The sequence below is a fragment of the Mucilaginibacter rubeus genome, assembly GCF_014643835.1.
GTDB lineage: Bacteria > Bacteroidota > Bacteroidia > Sphingobacteriales > Sphingobacteriaceae > Mucilaginibacter > Mucilaginibacter rubeus.
Genome location: NZ_BMKD01000001.1, coordinates 598269 through 619252, shown reverse-complemented (window position 1 = coordinate 619252; position 20984 = coordinate 598269). Strand labels below are relative to the sequence as shown.

21 protein-coding genes are annotated in these 20984 nt (G+C 43.5%); 4 read left to right on the top strand and 17 right to left on the bottom strand.

The genetic code is table 11. The annotated features are described in order from the left end of the window. Positions 1-14 precede the first annotated feature (14 nt). A complete protein-coding gene (gene mtaB / locus IEX80_RS02540; protein WP_188831835.1) occupies positions 15-1334 on the bottom strand; it encodes a tRNA (N(6)-L-threonylcarbamoyladenosine(37)-C(2))-methylthiotransferase MtaB in 1320 nt (439 codons plus the stop codon). A gap of 503 nt (positions 1335-1837) precedes the next feature. On the opposite strand from mtaB, the gene IEX80_RS02535 reads away from it, so the two are divergent. Both IEX80_RS02535 and IEX80_RS02530 read left to right on the top strand, forming a co-directional pair. Then, entirely contained in the window at positions 1838-2446 is a 609-nt protein-coding gene (locus IEX80_RS02535; protein ID WP_188831834.1) for a hypothetical protein, read from the top strand. Between the two features lie 3 nt (positions 2447-2449). Beyond that, positions 2450-3556, top strand: coding sequence for a hypothetical protein (locus IEX80_RS02530; protein WP_188831833.1), 1107 nt, complete (start codon positions 2450-2452; stop codon positions 3554-3556). Positions 3557-3563: 7 nt separating this feature from the next. Here the strand turns inward: IEX80_RS02530 and IEX80_RS02525 are convergent, their stop codons facing one another. The 6 genes from IEX80_RS02525 to IEX80_RS02500 form a co-directional block, all read right to left on the bottom strand. After that, positions 3564-4292 carry a (Fe-S)-binding protein gene (locus IEX80_RS02525; RefSeq protein WP_090525250.1) on the bottom strand — a complete coding sequence of 243 codons (729 nt, stop codon included), beginning with the start codon at positions 4290-4292 and terminating at the stop codon, positions 3564-3566. Between the two features lie 13 nt (positions 4293-4305). Continuing rightward, a complete protein-coding gene (locus IEX80_RS02520; protein WP_090525248.1) occupies positions 4306-5628 on the bottom strand; it encodes an MFS transporter in 1323 nt (440 codons plus the stop codon). Positions 5629-5687: 59 nt separating this feature from the next. Then, the gene (locus IEX80_RS02515) at positions 5688-6020 is read right to left on the bottom strand and encodes a YnfA family protein (RefSeq protein ID WP_175489927.1); all 333 of its coding nucleotides are present in this window, start codon (positions 6018-6020) and stop codon (positions 5688-5690) included. Between the two features lie 118 nt (positions 6021-6138). Further along, entirely contained in the window at positions 6139-6663 is a 525-nt protein-coding gene (locus IEX80_RS02510) for a DinB family protein (protein WP_176624396.1), read from the bottom strand. Positions 6664-6748: 85 nt separating this feature from the next. After that, positions 6749-7093 (bottom strand): hypothetical protein, encoded by a 345-nt coding sequence (locus IEX80_RS02505; protein WP_188831832.1) that lies wholly within the window; start codon positions 7091-7093, stop codon positions 6749-6751. 47 nt (positions 7094-7140) lie between these two features. Then, positions 7141-8469, bottom strand: a complete 1329-nt coding sequence (locus IEX80_RS02500) for an MFS transporter (protein WP_176624394.1) — start codon at positions 8467-8469, stop codon at positions 7141-7143. Between the two features lie 94 nt (positions 8470-8563). On the opposite strand from IEX80_RS02500, the gene IEX80_RS02495 reads away from it, so the two are divergent. After that, positions 8564-9058, top strand: coding sequence for a hypothetical protein (locus IEX80_RS02495; protein WP_176624392.1), 495 nt, complete (start codon positions 8564-8566; stop codon positions 9056-9058). Between the two features lie 85 nt (positions 9059-9143). Further along, positions 9144-9578 carry a hypothetical protein gene (locus tag IEX80_RS02490; protein WP_176624390.1) on the top strand — a complete coding sequence of 145 codons (435 nt, stop codon included), beginning with the start codon at positions 9144-9146 and terminating at the stop codon, positions 9576-9578. Positions 9579-9614: 36 nt separating this feature from the next. On the opposite strand, the gene IEX80_RS02485 is transcribed toward IEX80_RS02490, so the two are convergent. From IEX80_RS02485 to IEX80_RS02440, 10 genes are all read right to left on the bottom strand, one after another. Continuing rightward, positions 9615-11354 carry a thiamine pyrophosphate-dependent enzyme gene (locus IEX80_RS02485; protein ID WP_188831831.1) on the bottom strand — a complete coding sequence of 580 codons (1740 nt, stop codon included), beginning with the start codon at positions 11352-11354 and terminating at the stop codon, positions 9615-9617. Positions 11355-11768: 414 nt separating this feature from the next. Then, on the bottom strand, positions 11769-14084 hold the full coding sequence (locus IEX80_RS02480; RefSeq protein WP_188831830.1) for a TonB-dependent receptor: 2316 nt from the start codon (positions 14082-14084) through the stop codon (positions 11769-11771). 38 nt (positions 14085-14122) lie between these two features. After that, on the bottom strand, positions 14123-14518 hold the full coding sequence (locus tag IEX80_RS02475) for a hypothetical protein (RefSeq protein ID WP_188831829.1): 396 nt from the start codon (positions 14516-14518) through the stop codon (positions 14123-14125). Position 14519: 1 nt separating this feature from the next. Next, positions 14520-15287: an ABC transporter permease subunit gene (locus IEX80_RS02470; RefSeq protein WP_188831828.1), complete on the bottom strand. Its 768-nt coding sequence runs from the start codon at positions 15285-15287 to the stop codon at positions 14520-14522. Next, the gene (locus IEX80_RS02465) at positions 15280-15999 is read right to left on the bottom strand and encodes an ABC transporter ATP-binding protein (RefSeq protein ID WP_188831827.1); all 720 of its coding nucleotides are present in this window, start codon (positions 15997-15999) and stop codon (positions 15280-15282) included. The genes IEX80_RS02470 and IEX80_RS02465 overlap by 8 nt, the downstream gene beginning before the upstream one ends. Further along, a complete protein-coding gene (locus tag IEX80_RS02460) occupies positions 15987-17222 on the bottom strand; it encodes a nitrous oxide reductase family maturation protein NosD (RefSeq protein WP_188831826.1) in 1236 nt (411 codons plus the stop codon). The genes IEX80_RS02465 and IEX80_RS02460 overlap by 13 nt, the downstream gene beginning before the upstream one ends. Positions 17223-17230: 8 nt before the next feature. Then, positions 17231-17656 (bottom strand): nitrous oxide reductase accessory protein NosL, encoded by a 426-nt coding sequence (locus IEX80_RS02455; RefSeq protein WP_176624378.1) that lies wholly within the window; start codon positions 17654-17656, stop codon positions 17231-17233. Continuing rightward, on the bottom strand, positions 17592-18221 hold the full coding sequence (locus IEX80_RS02450) for a hypothetical protein (RefSeq protein WP_188831825.1): 630 nt from the start codon (positions 18219-18221) through the stop codon (positions 17592-17594). The genes IEX80_RS02455 and IEX80_RS02450 overlap by 65 nt, the downstream gene beginning before the upstream one ends. Positions 18222-18274: 53 nt before the next feature. After that, on the bottom strand, positions 18275-20251 hold the full coding sequence (gene nosZ / locus IEX80_RS02445; protein ID WP_176624376.1) for a Sec-dependent nitrous-oxide reductase: 1977 nt from the start codon (positions 20249-20251) through the stop codon (positions 18275-18277). 20 nt (positions 20252-20271) lie between these two features. After that, positions 20272-20778: a c-type cytochrome gene (locus IEX80_RS02440; protein ID WP_229701493.1), complete on the bottom strand. Its 507-nt coding sequence runs from the start codon at positions 20776-20778 to the stop codon at positions 20272-20274. Between the last annotated feature and the right edge of the window lie 206 nt (positions 20779-20984).

Here is a 20984-nt window from a genome sequence, read left to right as displayed (position 1 = left end):
GGCGAATATAGAATTTAATGCACTAATATTTCTTCGCCTTCTGTTATTTCAACATCACCATCAGGTGAAATATTTGTTAGGTGCACCGTTTTCAATTCGTTAACCAGTACAGGATCATACTTGGTACGTACCTTTACATAGTTACGGGTAAAGCCGTGCATGAAGCCATCTTTGATATCACCCTCAAACAAAACTTCCTGGTTTTTACCGAGTTGGTTTTCATAAAAAGCACGGCGTTTTTTATCCGACAGGATATGCAACATTTTACTCCGCTCGCCCCTTGCCGAGCCGGGTACCGCGCCCGTCATCTGAGCGGCCAAAGTATTTTCCCTTTCCGAATAAGTAAATACGTGCAGGTACGATATATTAAGTTCGTTGAGGAAGTTATAGGTATCGATAAAATCCTCCCTTGTTTCGCCGGGGAAACCAACAATAACATCCACGCCAATGCAGCAATCGGGCATCAGCTCTTTTATCCTGGCAACACGGTTAACATACAAATCGCGTTTGTAACGGCGGCGCATCAAGCCCAGGATCTTATCCGAACCCGATTGCAGCGGGATATGAAAATGCGGTACGAAACGTTTTGAAGCAGCTACAAAAGCGATGATCTCGTCGGTAAGCAGGTTAGGTTCTATGGATGAGATCCTGAAACGGTCGATCCCTTCTACCTCATCAAGGGCCTTAACCAAATCAAAAAACTTGTCTTCGCGTTTACCGTTCCGGATCCCGAAATCGCCAAGGTTTACGCCGGTAAGCACAATTTCTTTTACGCCCGACTCAGCAATTTGTTTTGCCTGAGCAACAACGTTTTCAATAGTATCGCTCCTGCTTGTGCCGCGGGCCAAAGGGATGGTACAAAAGGTGCAAGAGTAGTCGCAACCGTCCTGCACTTTCAGGAAAGTACGGGTACGGTCGCCAAAAGAATATGCGGGAACAAACTCATTAGCTTCAGAAACCGGCTGATTAAGCACCAGCGCCTTTGGCCTTTTGGTTAAGTCGGTAATATGGTCAACTATCTGAAATTTTTCGGCAGCGCCAAGCACCATGTCAACACCCGGAATTTCGGCAATTTCCTGTGGTTTTAGCTGCGCGTAACAACCTACTATAGTTACATAGGCGTTAGGCGAAATCTTAAGGGCCTCTTTAACGATCTTCTTACACTTTTTATCGGCATTGTCAGTTACCGAGCAGGTATTGATCACAAAAACATCCGGTGTTTCGGTAAAATTTACCGTATCATAACCGGCCTGGTTAAACAGCCGACCAATGGATGAGGTCTCTGAATAATTCAGCTTGCAGCCTAAAGTGTAAAAAGCGACTTTCTTGTTCATTTCAATCGGCAAAGATAATGTTTTTTAAAGAAATGCCTATTTCAGCAATTTCACTTCAAGGTAAAAAGTAATTGTAAAATTATGGGTGTCCCAAAATCGCGATTCCCCAAATAAAATTGGTTTTGTCTTTGCCGATTTTTTAAAATGTCCCATTTTTTGAGACTGAAACGCAAAACATGCTTTTTATGAAACATATTGATAATCAAAGCTTTAACATTTCACCTGAAACATCGATAAATATTTGATTATCAACAATTAAAACTTTAAGGAGTACGAAATCAACACTTAAGAACGTGCATTTATTTTCGGCTTTTTTTTGATATTTTTTTGAGTTTTTTTAACCTGCAGGGCCTATTGCCAATACCCGCTGACAAAACAGTGCCACCATCGTTGCTTTAGTTTTTCTATAAACAAGAGCCTCTTTATAGTCCCGGTATTTTCATAATCCTGGTAATTTACCTATTTTCAGTGCGGATAAACGTAAACCCTAAACCACCCATACCATGATCATATACGGCACCAAAGCGAAACTATTAAAAGCTGAAATAACAAGCGACATCTGCCCAAACTGCAATACAACCAACAGTATCCAGATGAATGTATTTCAACGCTGGGCGCATATTTTCTGGATCCCGTTTTTCCCGATAGGTAAAACAGGCGTATCCCAATGCCTCCATTGCAGGCAGGTTTTGAAGCTTAAGGAAATGCCCGCCTCGCTTAAATTAAGCTATGATAATATAAAATCTCAAACTACAATACCTGTGTGGACATTTGCAGGCTGTTTCCTGATCGTTATTGGTTCGATATTTTTTTATATCAGCGAAAAGCAGAAAGCAAAAAAAGTAAACCAATGGGTTTTATCGCCACAAAAGAACGATATATTTCATATCAAACTTAAAAACGATCACTATACCCTTTACAGGGTAAATAAGGTTTCCGGCGATTCTGTTTACCTGGCCTTAAACAAATATGAATCGGACCGTGAAGAGGGCCTTGATGATATCGCGGCAAAGGGTGATACCGCCTATGATAACGCCCAGCAAGGTATTGCCAAACCATTTCTTGTAGAGATGGCCAAAGAAGGATCTATCCTGGATATTGAACGCAAATAAGCTATGAATACCACACCCCGCTCCTATTGGTTTGCCAAGTTCCTTGAATGCCTGTATCTGCTCGTAGCTATCTACGATTGTTTAATGATAATGTGGGGCACTTTGCTTTATAAGCTGTTTAGTTCTTTTGGTGACCTGTCCTTCGCGATGACTTTCACCTGGATCATTATTGGAATATGCATCCTTTCGGTGATTTATTCCATTTATTGGCATCAAAAAAGTAAAAAGGAAGGATTTAATTCAGGAATAAGGCACGCGTTTCTGCGGGGCGTTATGCGGTACTTCCTTGCCTTCCAAGTGTCGGCTTATGGCTTTGCCAAGATCCTGAAAACACAGTTTGGACACGTTTACATGAGGGATAACACGCCTGTAGGCAAGTTAAACGGCTTCGACCTCACCTGGAATTATTTTGGCCACTCTTACACTTTCGCGGTCATACTCGGTTTACTTCAGATTGGTGGCGCCATCATGCTTTTATTCAGGCGTACTACCTTGCTGGGCACCTGCATATTATTACCCATAATGTTAAACATTGTACTAATCAATGCTTTTTATAATATAGCCGTGGGGGCATTTATGAACTCAATCATTATAACTACCGGATTGTTATACCTTTTACTACTACGATGGCCGGATATTAAACCTGTTTTATTTAAAGACGTAACAATACCGCCCTTAAGGCTAAGTTTTGCAAAACCAGTTTTAAAACTTTTAGTAATCGGTCTTGCGTTTTATAGTATTTACCGTTATGTAGCAGCCGTCCCTCCATCGGCCCTTACAGGAAAATGGAAAATAGATGAGCTTATCAGGAACGGCAAACTCGTGGGTAAAAACGAATGGATGAACGGTGCGCAAAACTGGTGCTACGTTTATATAGAAGACGGCGGCCGGATTGCATTTTGTGCCAACCCTTATGTTTTTGAGGCTAACCGCGCATGGTTTGGTCAATACATATACCAGACAGGAGAAAAAAAGTTCGACATTGTTTTTGACGGAGGTACAAAACGAGATACAACAAAGGTAAAGATCAGCAACTACAACGGTAAGCAAATGCAATGGGATACCAAAGTATATGATGATACCTTGAAGTTGAAACTAATCAAAGAATAGCTGCTTCTTACACATTCCCCCAGCCCAAAGCCAAAACATCGGCAATGTGCATGGTTTGGATAGGCAGGTTATTTTTATCGATGTACCCCTGCATGTGCATTAAACATGAGGCATCAGTAGATATGATGTATTCCGCACCAACATCAAGGGCATTATTAACCTTTTGCTGCGCCATCGCGGTTGAAATGCCATCAAACTTAACGGCAAATGTACCGCCGAAACCGCAGCAGGTTTCACCGTCTTTCAGGTCAAGCAGTTCGAGGCCAAGTACCTTGGAGAGCAGTTGGCGCGGCTCATCCTTTATTTTGCACTCGCGCAGGCCGGCACAGCTATCATGATAAACGGCCTTGCCATCAAGCTCGGCGCCGAAATAATCAAACTCCAGGATATTCACCAAAAAGTCGGACAGTTCGTAGATATTCCCTTGAATGGCTCTGCATTTATTGTGAACAGCCGTATTGGTAAACAGATCGTTATAGTAATTCTTCACCATTCCGGTGCATGAAGCCGAAGGCGAAACAATAACACTGTCTTCCGAAAAATCGCTTAAAAACTTGCTTCCCACCTCTTTGGCATCATCCCAAAAACCAGCATTAAAAGCCGGCTGACCGCAGCAGGTTTGCGCCGGGTTATAACTAACCTTGCAGCCTGCTTTCTCCAACAATTTTACGGTATTAAAAGCAGTTGCCGGAAACAACTGATCTATGAAACACGGTATAAACAATTCAACCTTCATCGGCACAAATTAGTTAACGGGCGCTAAAATCCAAATTTTTATTGACGTTTCGTTCAGCCCTCAGCAAAGAAAACAACAAAACTAAGCCAACAATGAAAAATACACCCAGTACCAAAACCGAGTTTCGCGGACTGCCGGTTATTTCTTCAAAAAAACCAAAGCTAAATACCCCGCCTACTATGGCCAGCTTTTCGGTAACATCATAAAAACTAAAGAAAGATGCCGTATCGGGGATATTTTCGGGCAGATATTTTGAATACGTTGAGCGCGACATGGACTGGATACCGCCCATCACCAAACCAACCACCACTGCTATGATGTAAAACTGTGTTTGTGTATAGGTAAAGTAAGCAGCTATACAAACCGCGATCCACAGGATCACCACACTAATTAAAATCCTTACGTTACCATATTTACCCGACAGGCGCGACATCAGCGTAGCGCCCAAAATAGCTACCAATTGAATAATTAAAATGATAGTGATCAACTGCGGAGTTTCCATTTTAAGCTCTTTAGCAGCAAAACCGGTTGCCACCAGCATAATGGTTTGCACTCCCATGGAATAAAAAAAGAATGACGGTAAAAACCTTTTTAACAACGGCATTTCCTTAACCTTTTTCCAAACGTGCCCTAATTCGATAAAACCGCCTTTTATAATATGATGATTGTGGCTTTGCGCATTTGGGCTGCCCTTAGGCAATACGCTGAAGGGGATCATAGCAAAACCTATCCACCATAAGCCTACCAGCAAAAACGACAATCGGGGCGCGAAGGTTTTGTCAACAATACCAAACCACTCCCCTTTCAGCACAAATAAAAAGCAAATAAGCTGAAGCAGTACGCTGCCGATATAACCATAGGTGAAACCTTTGGCACTCACATTATCCTGCATATCAACAGTGGCAATTTCGGGCAGGTATGAATTGTAAAACACAAAGCCACCACTATAACCTATAGCCGCCAGCGCAAAGCAAATGATACCTAACTCCAGGTGGTCTTTGTCAAAGTTGAACAACGCGCAGCAGGCTGCCGAACCAAGCAGGGTAAAAAACATCATGAAGATCTTCTTATTGCCTTTATAGTCGGCTATTGATGACAATATGGGCAGCAGCAATACCATTACCAGGTAAGCGGCCGATAAAGCATAATCTGAAAGTGCTGTATTTACAAAGCTTTTACCAAAAAAGTTAACCCTGTCGCCATTGGCATGATTGGTAGTTATAGCTACATAATAAGCCGGAAAAATGGTTGAAGTGATGACAAGGTTATACGCTGAGTTGGCCCAATCAAAGAAAGCCCAGGCGCGGATGGTCTTTTTGTTGTTTTTATTTTCCATTTGCTCACTAAATGTATGCAAATTTTAGAAACTGCAAAAAAGTGCAACAATAGTACTTATCAATGTCCTCGCGGTGCATAAACAATGATACAAGCGCCTACCAATGCAATCAAAGCACCGATAATATCATAACGGTCGGGCTTAAATCCATCCACCTTCCAGGCCCAGATTAATGCCAGTACAATAAAAATACCGCCATAAGCCGCATACACCCTGCCGAAATTGGCGGTTTGCCACGTTGCTACTATACCATAAAGCGCCAGGATCACCCCGCCCGCTATACCAAACCAAAGCGGCTTACCTTCTTTTAACCAAAGCCAAACCAAATAGCCGCCGCCTATTTCAAATAAACCGGCCAGCAAAAAAAGAGCAAAAGAGCGGATAATTGCCATTATTAAAATTTGAAGTAACCACTTCGTTAAAGATATAAAAACGCCAATATTGGCCCGGGGCAATTATAAAAAAAGGCCTCCCTTTCGGAAAGCCTTGATTATTTTTTATAAAACGGGTTTAGCTCCTGTCATAAAACGCGGGTGGCTCAATACCCAAAGTGCGAAGGTAAACATAGCCCTGGCCGCGGTGATGGATCTCGTTATCAATAACGTACTGTAAAATATAATTGACTAATCCTTCGTATTGGCCAAATGCCAGTACTGTTTCCTGGAAACGCTCAGGCGTAATCTGGGGCCAATAGGTTTTTATTTCCTCAGTGGCCTCATCCCAAAGTTGCAGCAGTTCGGCCTTTGTAGCCGCTGCTATTTTACCTGTATGGTGATCCAGACCTGCAATTGGGGTCCAGTTATCTGTTACAACACCTCTTACACAAGGCCCGCCCATACTAATAAACTCTTTAACCATATCGGCAAAGGGGCGCATACCACCTATCGAATAATTAAATAAGGCTTCCTCCGGAAAAGCGTCTATAACCCTGCGGGTTACCCGGCGCTGGCCAAGCCAGCTTTGTAAAAGTTGATCGGGTGTATAAACAGATGCTGCTGCAGTTTCTGTTGACTGTTGATTTGTGTTAGTTTCCATTGCTTTGAGTTTTGTTTTTGATTACAATACAAAGTAACCACACCATGGTGACAGCCCTATGTCAGCAGGAAAAAAGAAAAACTAACTAATTTGTATTTTGGATAAACTCCACCACCTGTTGCTGTTCATAATTCGATAAAGTGCCTTCGGAATAATGCCATTTAGAAGTAACATCACCCTCAAACCTGATCTGTCCTAAATAATCCGGATTTCTGTTATCATCCAGCAGCGGCTTGCTTTCACCAATTTCGGGAGCTATCTCCTGAATTTCAAAAAGTGTAGCTTCCCCATCGGCCCCACCTTTATAAAGTTTGTACAAGCCGGTGGCATTTAATTCATGATTTGTTGATTGATGCAGTACCGGCTCAATAATGATATTTCTCTGTGTGCCGTTATCGCCGGTAACGTTGTGGTTAACTGTGTGGATCATGGCTTATGTTTTTATTTATTGATAGTACAAGCCTGCCGCCAAATTGTTTAGGCCTCTACTTCAACACGCTGTTTGCGAAGTTTATTTTCTTTAAACATCAGCACGATGAGCATAATAAGGCCCAACACAAAAAAACCATCAAGGGCAAGTGTCGAGTCGCGCATCTCATTAGTCACAGCTTCCACAAAGCCAAAACAAAACAGGCCTACCACAATCGACAGCTTTTCGGTAACATCATAAAAACTGAAATATGAAGCCGTATCCGGGATGTTTTCGGGTAAATATTTGGAGTAGGTTGAGCGTGACAAAGATTGTACCCCTCCCATTACAATGCCAATGATCACCGCGGCCACATAAAACTGGGTAGAATTGGTGATAAAGTAAGCATACAAACAAATGGCCGACCAGATTGCCACCAAACCTACCAGCGTACGCACATTCCCGAATTTCTCCGATGATTTGGAGGCGATCAATGCCCCCGGCACAGCAACCACCTGGATGATGAGCACAATAGAGATCAGGGCAGCATCGGGCATGTGCAATTCTTTGGCAGCAAAGTTAGCCGCAGCCAGCATAATGGTTTGTACACCGACAGAGTAAAGGAAAAACGATACCAGGAAGCGTTTAAGCAGCGGCATGTTACGCACTTTGCCAAAAACTTTGGCAAGTTCTTTAAAGCCTCCCGTAAGTACATTATAATTATGTTTACCGGCGTTAGGTTGGCCTTTTGGCAACATGCGGAACGGGATAATGGAAAAACCTATCCACCATACAAAAACCATCAGGAACGAGATCCGGGCTGGCAGCCAGTCGTCGGTAATGCCAAACCAATTAGGTTCAAGCACTACGATAAAGCATAATACCTGCACTACAATACTGCCTACATAACCATAAATAAACCCTTTGGCGCTTACAGCGTCCTGCTTATCGGGCGTGGCTATTTGAGGGAGATAAGAGTTATAAAATACAAAGCCACCGCAATAACCTATAGAAGCCAATCCAAAGCAAAGCATCGGAATTTCCAATCCACCGCCAGGCTTAAAGAAAAACAAACCGGCGCAGGCCAGGCTACCCAACCAAGTAAATAATTGCAGGTATGATTTTTTATTGCCCCGGTAATCGGCTATGGAAGTAAGGATAGGCAGGATGGCGGCCACCACAAGATATGACAAACCCAATATATAATTTGATAAAACCGTATTAACATACCTGTGCCCCAAAAAGGTTACCATTTGGGTATTTTTTGAATTGAACTTGGTAACCTCCACAAAGTATGCCGGGAAAATAGTAGAGGTGATAACGATGTTATATGACTGATTGGCCCAGTCAAACATGCACCAGGCCCAAATGGTTTTCTTGTTATTTTTTGCTTCCATTACGGGCTTAAAAGTAGGGAAATTTGGTTGAGTTGCATATCAGGGACACATCATTATAAAATTTATTGTAGCTTTAAGAACAGAAGATTATAGCATGTTCACCTACCTCCATTTTACAAATCAATTCGGCTCCTATCTTTATGATGACAATTTCCAGGCATTTTTAGCGGATACATTTACTGATCTTAGCTCATACAATATTTTAAAAAGCGATTACATGCGATCTGAAATATTGGGTATCGATTTGGGGTTCACCAATGAGGATGCTGTTATTGATGAAGATGAGTTGATCATTTTAGAACCTGGCCGGCCGATATTCTCTCATCTGAATATTTACCCTAAACCGGGTATGCAAGTTGTACTCCCATTTGAGATTTCATTTGACGATACCCGCGCAGACGTTTTCAAAAAAGCAGGAGAACTTACGCAAACCAAACACGGAGATTCGCCGATACTGGATAAACCCTTCCTGGTAGACCATTACAAAATAGATAACCTTGTTTTAAGTATCGATTACGATCCGGCTGATGAGCATATTAATTTTATACAGATCAGGGACAATAACATTGTTGCGCATTTGAAATTGTAAGTCAACACTTTTTATTCATATATACCGCCTTGAAACCTTATCCTTTCTTCAACATCAGAACCCGTCCCAGCACATATTCGCGATTGTGGCATTGTTATCAATTATACTTTCATTTTTTACGACTGCCGCAACAATAGATATCAATCTTCATGACACTTATTTCGTAGTATCAGCAGTTCATTTATGCCGCTTAATAGGCTTAATATTTTTTATCTTATGGGTTATTTATACAATAACCGAACTGATATTGCCTGTAGTTTGGTTAAAATGGGGACACGTGCTGGTTACATTGATTGCGTTAATTATAATTTCTTATTTTTCCGCACAGCTATCCATCCGCGGCCCGCATAAATACTATACCGATGGTCAGATCCGGGAAGCGGTCAACATTAACGCTATAATTACTATTGCAACAACCGTATTGCTGACTGCGCAATTGCTTTTTATAGCTAACCTTATGACGGGTATTGTCAAAAAGGCTTTCCTATCAAGTCATCGATATAAAAACCGGAAGATATAAACAGCATACATCTCCCGGTTATACGTATTGCCACCATTAATCAAATATTTCGGGCAGATGCTTATAGTTACCTTTTACGGTAGCCAAAACCTCATCAAATTTACCACCAAGCATCATTTTGGTCATGGAGACGGCCATTCCTTTAACCATTTTAAGTTCGATATGCGGCGGCATGGCAAGGGCGGTTCCGTCGGTATAAACATTTACTAAAACTGGTCCTGTGTGTGCAAAAGCTTCGGCTATGCCCTGTTCAAGGTCCTGCGGGTCATTAATAGTGATCCCCTTTATACCCATTGACTCCGCGACCATGGTAAAATCAGGATTGTGCATGTCCACTTCAAAATCGGGCAGGCCCATTACTTCCATTTCCAGCTTTACCATGCCAAGGCTCCTGTTATTAAATACAATGATCTTTATAGGCAGATCATATTGTTTAATAGTGGCTAAGTCACCCAACAACATAGAAATACCGCCATCGCCGCACATAGCCACAACCTGCCTTTCGGGGCAAGCCAGCGCCGCGCCGATAGCATGCGGCATAGCATTGGCCATAGATCCATGAACAAACGAGCCGATCATAGAACGCCGCCCATTAGCGCTGATATGCCTGGCACTCCAAACATTACACATACCGGTATCGCAGGTAAAAATGGCATCAGCAGATGCATATTCGTCTACAATGGCGGCTAAGGCTTCGGGATGAATAGCATCATGTTCACCAAAATCCTTAATATAGGCTTGCTGTTGCTCTTTTACTTTAGCATGTACATGAAGTTGCGCATCTAAAAAGCTGCTGTCGGTTTTTTCTTTAATTAAAGGGATCAATGCTTTAATTGTAGATTTTATATCACCATAAAGCCCCATTGTTAGTTTTGCCCGGCGACCAAGGCTTTCGGGCTTAATGTCAATCTGCACTATCTTTTTATCCTGGGGATAAAAAGGCGTGTAAGGAAAATCGGTGCCAAGCAGGATAACCAAATCGCTTTCATGCATGCTATGATACGCAGCAGGCAAGCCAAGCAGGCCGGTCATGCCTACCTCGTATGGGTTATCGTGCTCCAAAAACATTTTACCACGGAACGAGTAACCAACCGGCGCTTTGATCAGTGCCGCCAGTTCAACCACTTCATCATGAGCATCGGCACAGCCTATCCCGCCAAAAATGCAAACTTTGGGGTATCGGTTAATCAGGTCGGCCAGTTTTACTAACTCTTCCCATACCGGGGTAATGTTGGCCTTGCAAAAAAAGTTATTTACCGACGAGTCGATTTCAACAGCATCCTCCCCTGCCACATCGCCCGGTAAACCCAATACGCCAACCCCTTTGCGCTGAATAGCGGTTTGGATAGCCGCCTGTGCCATACGGGGTACTTGCTTGTTGTTGGCAGCCACCTGGTTATAGTAACTGCAGTCATCAAAAAGCTTGATAACATTGGTTTCCTGGAAGTAGTTACTGCCAAACTCTTTAGTAGCACAGGTAGATGCTATGGCTAAAACAGGTGCTCCTGACCGGTGAGCATCATAAAGGCCATTCACCAGGTGCACATGCCCGGGACCACTGCTTCCTGCACAACAGGCAAGCCCGCTCAGTTGCGCATCAGCCGAAGCTGCAAAAGCGCCTGCTTCTTCATTGCGTACGTGGATCCATTTTAATTCGGGCGTTATGCGTACGGCATCATTAAGTTCGTTTAAACTATCGCCGGTAATGGCGTAAATACGTTTGATGCCGGCCTGTATCAGCATTTCTACAAGTTGCTCGGCTACTTTTTTTGACATGTTTGGGTTGTTTAGCGTTAGTGATGTGGTAATTTATTATCCATAACACCAAACACGTGCCATTTGTTAAGCAATTAACAGTCAAATATTTGTAATTAACATATTTTTTTAAGCTTTTTGATATACCGTGATTTCACGATAATGAATGATATATCGTAATGTTTAATTGTACATACCCATAATAGCCACACGGGTTTACTTCACTCTTTTCCAAACCTCGTCATAACCGTTTCCTTTCAGGTATAATAGCGAATCTTTAAGCTTATAATTTAATACACCTTTTTTCCGTCCATATATTGGGCATATCCCGCCCCTGCCAATGGCTTCAATCAATAAACAGATTATTGTCAATCGATTCTGCCTTGAATTGAAAATCAGTGTTTACAATTTTTGCAAACCGATGTCTTTTCATGATCATAGTTTTGAAACAGAATGACTGATACCTAATGAAAGGGTGCGCGGAGGGGCCGCTGTATAAGTATCCCCATAGCTATTTCCAGTAACAGTAGTTGCATATAGCTTATTGGTCAGGTTCATTACATTGAACCAAACTTCCAGTCCCTTTGCGCTGCCTCTGCTGATGCGATAGGCAGTGCGTAAATTAAAAAGATCATAACCACTGTAGGTTTTGGTATTAGCTGCATTTGTAAAGTATTTACCCAAATGTTGCCATTCAACACCAGTTCTGAAGCCAGCGATAAAAGCGGGTTTCCAGGTAATCTCCGAATTAGCAATCCATTTTGGCGCATTGGTCATTTGATGACCGTCATAGCCGATGGATTTTCCGCCACTAATTTCACTGTATTTATTAAAGGTATGGGACGCAAACGTTCCACCGATGCGAAAGGCAAGGCTTTCTACGGAGCCAACCAGTAGGTTATACTCTAAGCCTTTGTGGGTAGTAGCAGCAGCGTTGGCATATTGTGTAGTATTGTCTGCCTGGAGCAAGCTGATGATCTCATCTTTCCCTTGCAAGTAATAAGCAGTTAGCTCAAACCTGATCTTTTGAGAGAACAATGATGTCCAGCCGCCCAGTTCATAATTGTTGTAAGTGGCCTGTTTAAGCGGTGTTAATTGCCTGGAATTGTAAAGGGTATTAGTTTCAGGCGGCTGAAAGCCCATACTGAAATTGGCATAAATGCCGCGCCCCTTCTGCAGGTCATAAGTTACGCCAAGCTTGGGCGCCAATACATCATATCGATTATGCTCCTGTTGTTTGTACTTGGTTTTTAAAGGAGGCAGCTGGTTGTCAAAATTGTAAACGAGCAGGTCATAACGCAGTCCGGCAGTAATTTTTATCCGCTTAACCGGCTCTGCCATATACTGTACATAGGATGCGGCATTAAAAAGGTGAATCTTATAATTATCAATCAGCGAATCAGTGTTGATATAACCGGTATAATATTGAGCAGCAATATCTTTTTTAATATTCAGGAAGTTAGCATAAAACGAACTTGGGCTATTATCCAGGTAAATGCCTGCGATCAATTGTGAGTGCATAAAATTTAACTTTACCGTATGCTGGGCAAGTAAGCCAAAGCTGTAAAAACTCAGCTCATTTATTTGACCTGTTGACTTTAAGTATTGGCCCTTATTGTTGCGGACATCAGAAATGTAATAGCTGGGTAATTGCCCGGTGGAATTGTTTCTGTAAAAAAGCGTTAGAAAGGTGTGATTATCATCATTCCAATTATGATCAAGACGGCTGCTGGCCCGGAATGCGTTCACCCTGCGGTAGGCAAAACGCTGATTACTACTGTAAGATCGGTCATAGAAACGCGCACTATCAAGGCTTCCGGGTGTTTGTGTGTTAAGATAATTATAGGTACCATATACCGTTAGCTTACTGTCGGCCCCCAGCGGATAGCTAACTTTAGCAGAAAGCGAATACTTATCAAAATCAGTATAATCCTGCCAGCCTTTTTCCTGGTGTGTGGCATAACCTGCCATATAAAACCCAACTTTTCCTGCAGTGAGCCCCCCTTGAATACCAGCCCGCAGGTAATGGTATTTATCTCCCTGTACATTGATTTGCCCTGCCGGAGTTACGGATTCTTTTGCCGTATTGAAGTTAACAGCCGCACCTATTGAGTTACTGCCATATAGAGACGAAGCTGGCCCCTTAATCACCTCAATATCCCGGATACCATCGGTATTGATCTCGTACAAAGCGTTATGATTGAATATGCCCGTTGGTCGGATCGGGATACCATCTTCCATGTAAAGGTAAAGCGCATTGTAAGTAATCGGTTGGCGGATGGCCATGGTATGCTGCTCATTACCGAGGTTCACCATATATACCCCCGCAACTTTATTCAACAATTGATAAGGAGCAGTTGCATGCGCTTCGCGGATGGCATTTGAACTTATCTTGCTGATTGCAGCCGGTATATCCTTGCGGGGCTGCTCCTGGCGGCCCGCCGTTACCACCACCTCCTCCAGGCCGGCAATCACCGGTTTTAGTTGAACTGTAAGCGAGCTATCGCACCTGATACAGCAAGTACCATAACCGGTACAGCTAACCGTCAGGGAATCAGTTTTATTTTTATGCGCCAATATAAATTTGCCTGATAAATCCGTAGAGGTACCCAGCTTGCTTCCTTTGACACGGATACTGGCACCAACAACGGGTGCCTGGGTTTGGGCGTCGACAACAACACCCCGTATTTTTTGCGCTGATGCCTGTAAAGTAAAAGCAATAGCAAAGCAGAACACGATAAAGTATTTCATTTTTAAACATCTTCTTGTTAAACCAAAATTGAATTTGCTCAGGAGAGCATGTAGCGGTGAACTGAAGATGCAGCGGGGGGCCGAAAGATAGCTCCGAGCGGGCGAAGCAGCAGGGCGAAGCTTACCAGGGAGGTAAAAATGGCCAGCAGTTTGATGTGTACAGTAAATTGATCCACGCCGTGATGATAAGCCTCAAAAATGATTTCTTTAGCGGTTCGGTTTTCGTTGCTTTTCTCTTCACTATTAGCCTTTTTAAGCTGTTTGCTCAGGAAACACCTGCCGTTACAGTGTAGCATAGGCCTTGACTTATTGGCGCAAAGTTTTGCCGCAATATAATCCTGGTTAAGCCGGAACCCCGCATAAAGCCATAGCGAATTCAGGTTCATAACCAGCACCGAGAACAGGAGTAATATGGCGGTGAAACGGCGGAACATCTTACAGATCTTTTTTGGAGAAAATTTTAAGCGCCAGTAGTACGGGTAAAACAGACCAGATAAATAACATCGAAACACTGAAGGCAATGCCTGTACCGCTTCCGAAAAACTGTCGGTAAAGCGCGCCGGTGTAACCCATCAGAGCAGAAATATCCAGTTCTAACAAGATCATGATCCTTGCCAGGTCTACCGGATTTAAAGCCGTGAGCACAATCATGGCTTTTTCCAACGGATAATCGCTAAAGGTGAACAGGAACAGCAGCACCAGGGCATCATAAACAATGGCCGCATAGAACCAAATCATTAGCGCAAGCCCAATCCCCTTTGATTTATCCCTGGTTTTGGTGGAAGCCCAGAAAGCGAGTGAAGTAAAACTTAAGGTTACCAAACCTCCGGCAACCATTAAGGTGATGCCCGTAGCTGAGAGTGCAAACAAAGCAACCGGCAGGCAAACTCCGAGCACAAAAGCCCCGAGGATAGAGCTGCTGATGCCGAGGTATTCTCCCAATAAAATGTCCCTGCGTTTGATAGGCTGAGAAACAAGCAATTCGGTAAACTCCGCGGCGTTGAAATAATAGGTGGTTGCATAGATAATGCTGACCAGCGGCACAATGATCATCACAATGGTTGTAATACTTACCAGTCCTTTAATCACATCGCTGTCTGACAGGAAGATCACCGTACAAATGGTAGCGAGCAACAACGTGTAGGCAATGAGCACCTTACTGCGTATGATGTCGAGAATAATATATTTGGCTATCTTAAACATGTTCTTCAGTTAATAATCGGGTCAATATTTTACCCAGCCTCTGCTCACCTGTCTCCATTTGCAGCGCAGCCAGCGGCTCATAAAATTTGATCTTGCCTTCATAAAGGTACATCACGGTATCGGCCAACTCCTCCGACTCTGAAAGGATATGTGAGGTAATGATCACAAGCCTGTTATTTGCTTTTTCGGCGAGGATCTTTTGTTTTAAAATTTCGGTGGCAAAGGGATCAAGGCCAGCTGTGGGTTCGTCGAGTATCAGCACGTCAGGATTAAACATAAAAGCAAGGGCGGCGCTCACTTTCTGCCTGGTACCTCCGGAAAGTGTCCTCATAGGCTTATGGTACATACTTTTGAGCCGGTAAGCCTCAATCAGGTCTGTATCAGGTATTTTGTTGCAGTTACGAATATCAAGCATCATGTCAAACAACTGGCCAATCTTCATATTATCCGGGTAACGCCCGATCTGTGGCATATAGCCGATATATTTTTTGTAATCAAAAGTCTTGTTGACTCTGGCCCCGCGAAACCGGATGTCGCCTTCGTCGGGAATAACCATACCGAGTATACTTTTGATCATGGTTGTTTTTCCGGAGGCGTTTGGCCCCAAAACAGACACAATGTTGCCGCTTTCAAAATGACAACTAATATCTTTTAGCACCTGTAATTTGCCGAATGCCTTTTTAATGTGGCTTAGTTCAATTAACGTGTCCATGGTTTCATTTTAGGGTTTATATCTTTAACAGATTCAGGGGTAAGAGATGGGATAGCCCGTTCAACCTTGTCTAAAAGATTGACCATAAAACTCCGCATCAACATCACGCTTTGCGGAATTTGCTCCATTATCTGCGCATAGAGGCTAACCGGCCGGTAGGGTACATCACCGGTGCCATCTTTATTCAAATCATAACCTTCATACTTGTCCCAGTAGTTCTGATCAAATTTATTAAGGTTGAGCACCCCGTTGGTTGTCACATCAAAAGAGTTCGACTCGAAATTATTCCGCTCAAACCTGCCGTTTTCACAATTAGCCAGTATACGCATAGCCCAACCATTATTGATGAAGGTATTATTGTTAGCCGTCATGAGGTTGCAACCCTCCATATAAATACCCGTCGTATTCCTAACGAAACGGTTGCCAACAATTTGAGACCTGGTAATATCTTTCAGCAGCAAACCATAAATGGAGCTTCCCCAGTTTTCAATAAACAAATTATCAAACATTCGTATCCGTTTGGAATACATCACCGCGACACCTGATCCGTTATTGCGAAAAGTGTTTTTTTGATACAGATCATCGTCCGAAAACATGAAGTGCAGCCCATACCTAAAGTTCCGTTCACTGGTATTACTGATGATCCTGCTCTTTTTCACAAATTCAAAGTAGATACCGTCGCGGTGGCGGGTAGAATAATTATTCATAATGATAACATCATGACATTGCCAGGCATGAATGCCGTTACCGGCCGTAAGCTCGGTACCAGTGCCACTGGTTGTATTACCAATAACAGACACATGATCGCAATCAGACAGGTAAATCCCAAAAAAGTTATTGATTAGCCTGTTATTACTGATCGTAACATTGTGTACCTTGTGCAGCCGGATGCCAGCATAGTCGCGCATCGAACCGGTTTTAGAGTTTTTGAGCACAAAGCCGCTGAACGTAACACCATTCGCCAGGATAGTCACTACTTCTTCTTTATAATTTGCGTCCAGCACAGGATACCCATCGCCAATGATGGTCAGTCTTTTGGTGATAAGTGTATTGTACGAATAATAATACCCCTTCTTCACCTTGATCGTATCACCATCGGCAGCCTCAGCAACAGCTGCCTTTAAATCAGGCAGGGCAGTATTCACGGCCACTACAAGTGTACGTGCATGCGAAGCAACAGTTACCGCCACGGCAAAAAGACAAATGAGCAAGATCCTTTTCATGCAATCTTTTATTTAACAAGTTCATTCCAGGTCAGTAGTTTCCCATTTCCGTTGCCAAGAAAGGTTTTCGCCTCTTGTTCGGAAGCAAGGGCAGCGAGGTTACCGCCCATCGGAGAACTGATCTTTTGGTCATGTATATAGGTGCATTTGCGGGCATCCATAAGTGTACCGCCTGACTTGTAGTTTACAACAAGGTAAGTATCTGCATCGCCAAACTGCCCACGTTTTTCGCTGATGTAACCCAGCATACACTCTGCAGAATCGAACTTATAAATCTTGCCTTTGGAAGTTACGATCTCTGCACCGAACTTACGGTCCATAATTGTCATCATACAGTGTACGCAGGCATCTTTTCCATATTGCAGGGCCTCAGGCTTTTGACTGCAGGCGGTGATCCAAAGTGCCAGCAGCACGATCATTCCTCTCTTTTTCATTTCTTTTACCATTTCTTATTTCGATGTATAATGTAGCGGCGGTAATTATTCCGGCCAGACCGATCAGCATCCCCCCCGTGGCAGGAAAAGACCCTGCCAGGAAGTTCAGAAGTTGTTTATACCCAACCAGCGGAGGTTGATAATACATGCCTTCAACTTTAATGGCTGCATGAGGATCAAGATTGTGTCCATAGTTGTATTCCCACAGGTAAAAATCAATAAATCCGGCGGCGGCAAAAACGATCATCAGCGCCAGCAAGCCAATCAGCAGTTTTCTGCTGCCTTTTACTGAAGCAACCGACCCGATCAGGATCAGTAACCCGAACACATAGGGGGCAATCTTAAATTCGGCAAAGTTCTGCGGGTCGATATGCTGCATGCCGATATAATGGTTAAGCCCATTGATCTGCAGCACGTTTCCTGTGATACCATTCAGCCATATATCCATACTCAGGCCCTCAGGGTATTGTGGTGCGGACAAGGTAATCTCCCATAAAGGAAGAAAATACGCTGTTAGCAGCAGCACCATGGCTGCAGCTATTGCTATTCTTGAACCGGTTTTCATATTATTGGTATTAATGGGAGGACACAGGGCCCTCCCGTTGAATAAAAGATCTATTACCTTGCCGCGAGGTTTTCTCCCAGGTGGAAAGTAAGTGGTACGTTTAAGCCTTTAGGCGATACCCTAAAGTAACCAGACATCTCCTGGTGCAATGCAGAGCAGAAGTCGGTACAATAGAATGGGAAAATACCAGTCCGGTCAGGTGTCCATTTCAGTGTGGCGGTCTCGCCCGGCATGATCAATAATTCTGAGTTATTGGAACCTTTGATGGCAAAGCCGTGCGGAACGTCCCAGTCCTGCTCCAGATTGGTCACATGCACATACACATCATCACCCTGATTTATGCCTTCTATATTGTCCGGGGCCAGGTGAGACCGGATAGCAGTCATGTATACATCCACCCGGTTGCCTTTTCTTACTACGCGGGCTTCTTTCTCTGATTTGGCAGCGTATGGATTATCATTCTCTTCCAGTTTAAAAAACTTCACAGAATTTTTCTCTATTTTCTCCGCCGGTATGGTCTGTGCATAGTGCGGCTCACCAATGGTCGGGAAGTCAAGCAATAGTTTCATCTTGTTGCCGGTAATGTCAATCAACTGGGCAGATTGCGTTAGCTCGGGACCGGTGGGCAGATAACGGTCTTTGGTGATCTTGTTCAATGCAATCACATATTTACCATATGGATGCCTGGAATCGCCGCCCGGTACCGAAAGGTGGCCAATAGAATAATAAGTTGGAATACGATCGATGATCTCGCGTGTGTCCACTTTCCATTTTACAATCTCTGAAGACACGAACATGGACGTATAAGCATAACCTTTACCGTCAAATTCGGTATGCAGCGGACCTAAACCCGGCTTTTGCACTTCACCTTCCAATACAGTATTATATTTCAATACCGGAATACCGTCAAAGTCCCCTTCAAATTGTTTTTGGTCAATAGCACCAAGCATCTTCTTAAACGAAAATACAGGAATCACCGCGGCCAGTTTACCGCTGGCTACAAAGTATTCGCCGTTAGGTTCCACGTCAACACCGTGAGGTGATTTCGGGCAGGGAATATAATAGATTAGTCCCGGATAATCTTTTACATCCAGCATGGTCACGTCGTTTTCCATGGCTGAAGTAGCTGAGTGGGTGCGCTCGTTATAGAGGTTATGCGCGTATTTAGCAGGCGCTTTACGCCCCTTGCCCTGGGTCACCAACTCTTCTGCTTTTTTCCAGTTCACCGCCATGATAAAGTCCTTATCGCGTTGACTGGCATTAACTTCAAGCAAGGTATTGGCTTGCTCCGTATTATAACAGGTAAAGAAAATCCAATCATGTGAGGGGCCTTTGCCGGCATGTGCCAGGTCATAGTTAAAGCCAGGAACAATCAATTGAAAGGCAATGTTCATGCGGCCCGTGTTCTTATCTACTTTGATAAAAGTGGCGGCACCTTTGAACTTCTTTTTGAAATCACCTATCGATACATCCTTATCCCCATCAAGCGGTACGCTAAAACGAGTGTTACCTACTATATACTCAGTATTTTCTGTACAAAATGGCGAGGCGTGGTTACCGGCAACGTTTGGTAACTCCAGAATTTCTTCCGTTTTGAAAGTTGCCAGGTTGAGACGGGCAATGCGTGGCGTGTTATTACCGTTGATAAAAAGCCAGCGGCCATCATCTTCGCCATTGGTTTTGGAAAATTCAGGATGGTGCGTGTCGTCCCAGGGCACAAATCCGTGCGAGGTGTTGAGCATTGGTTTGGTCTCTTCTGAGTAGCCATAACCATTTTCCGGGTTCTGGGAAAACACAGGTATCACTTTAAGCAACCTGCCGGAAGGAATGCCATACGCTGCAATTTGGCCGCTGAAGCCACCGGAAGCGAACATGTACAATTCATCATGCTTGCCGGGCGCTACGTATACTTTTTTGGCAGCATCTTCATCGGTGGCCGCCTGCCCCGTTTTACCTGCTTTACAACCGCTGGCAATGGCAATCGCCCCCAGTCCCGCTAACAACAGGGTAGTTTGTGTAATTCGTTTCATGGTTTAAACATATAAAGAGGTTATTGATCGTTTTTTCTCAAATACTCAAGTATCTGTCGGGTTTCATCGTCACTTACATTCTGAAAACTCATCTGAGTCAGATATTTTGCTAAAAGTGCTTTACCCACGGGGTCTTTTTGTTCCATTTCTACCGGATTGGTGATCTGGTTCATGATCCATTCCGGCGTACGGCGTTTGGTTACCCCTTTCAGACCGGGCCCAACCACCTTCTGATCAGTGATCTGGTGACAGGCGGAGCACTTGGCAGTAAAAACTCCTTTGCCTTTGTCGGCCATTGCATTGTCAATTGTGCCGATCTCCACGCTTGTGAATTTACCTACGCCCTTGCTGTCACTTTTGGCGGCGGGGTCAACATCTGCTGAAGATGCGGCCGAACTATTTTCGGCATTGGCAGCCGGAGCAGATTCCGTTGCCTGTTTATCACCCCCATTGGAAGGGCCGCAAGCGGCCAAAAGGGCCATACCTCCTATAAAGGCGGCCCGGATAAAGCTGGTTGAAATTTTCATTATTTTCATATTTATAATACTTCGAAATTGCTTTATTAATTTTGACTATTTCATGATTCAAATCATGTTTTTTTAGTGATATATCTCATTTAAATAGCATTTTATATGATATATAATATATCTATATAGCTTCTACCCCAAAGCACCCCTATAAATAAAGACATTTTTATCTTTTATTATTTTAAACTTGTCCCCTCCTGTTTGTT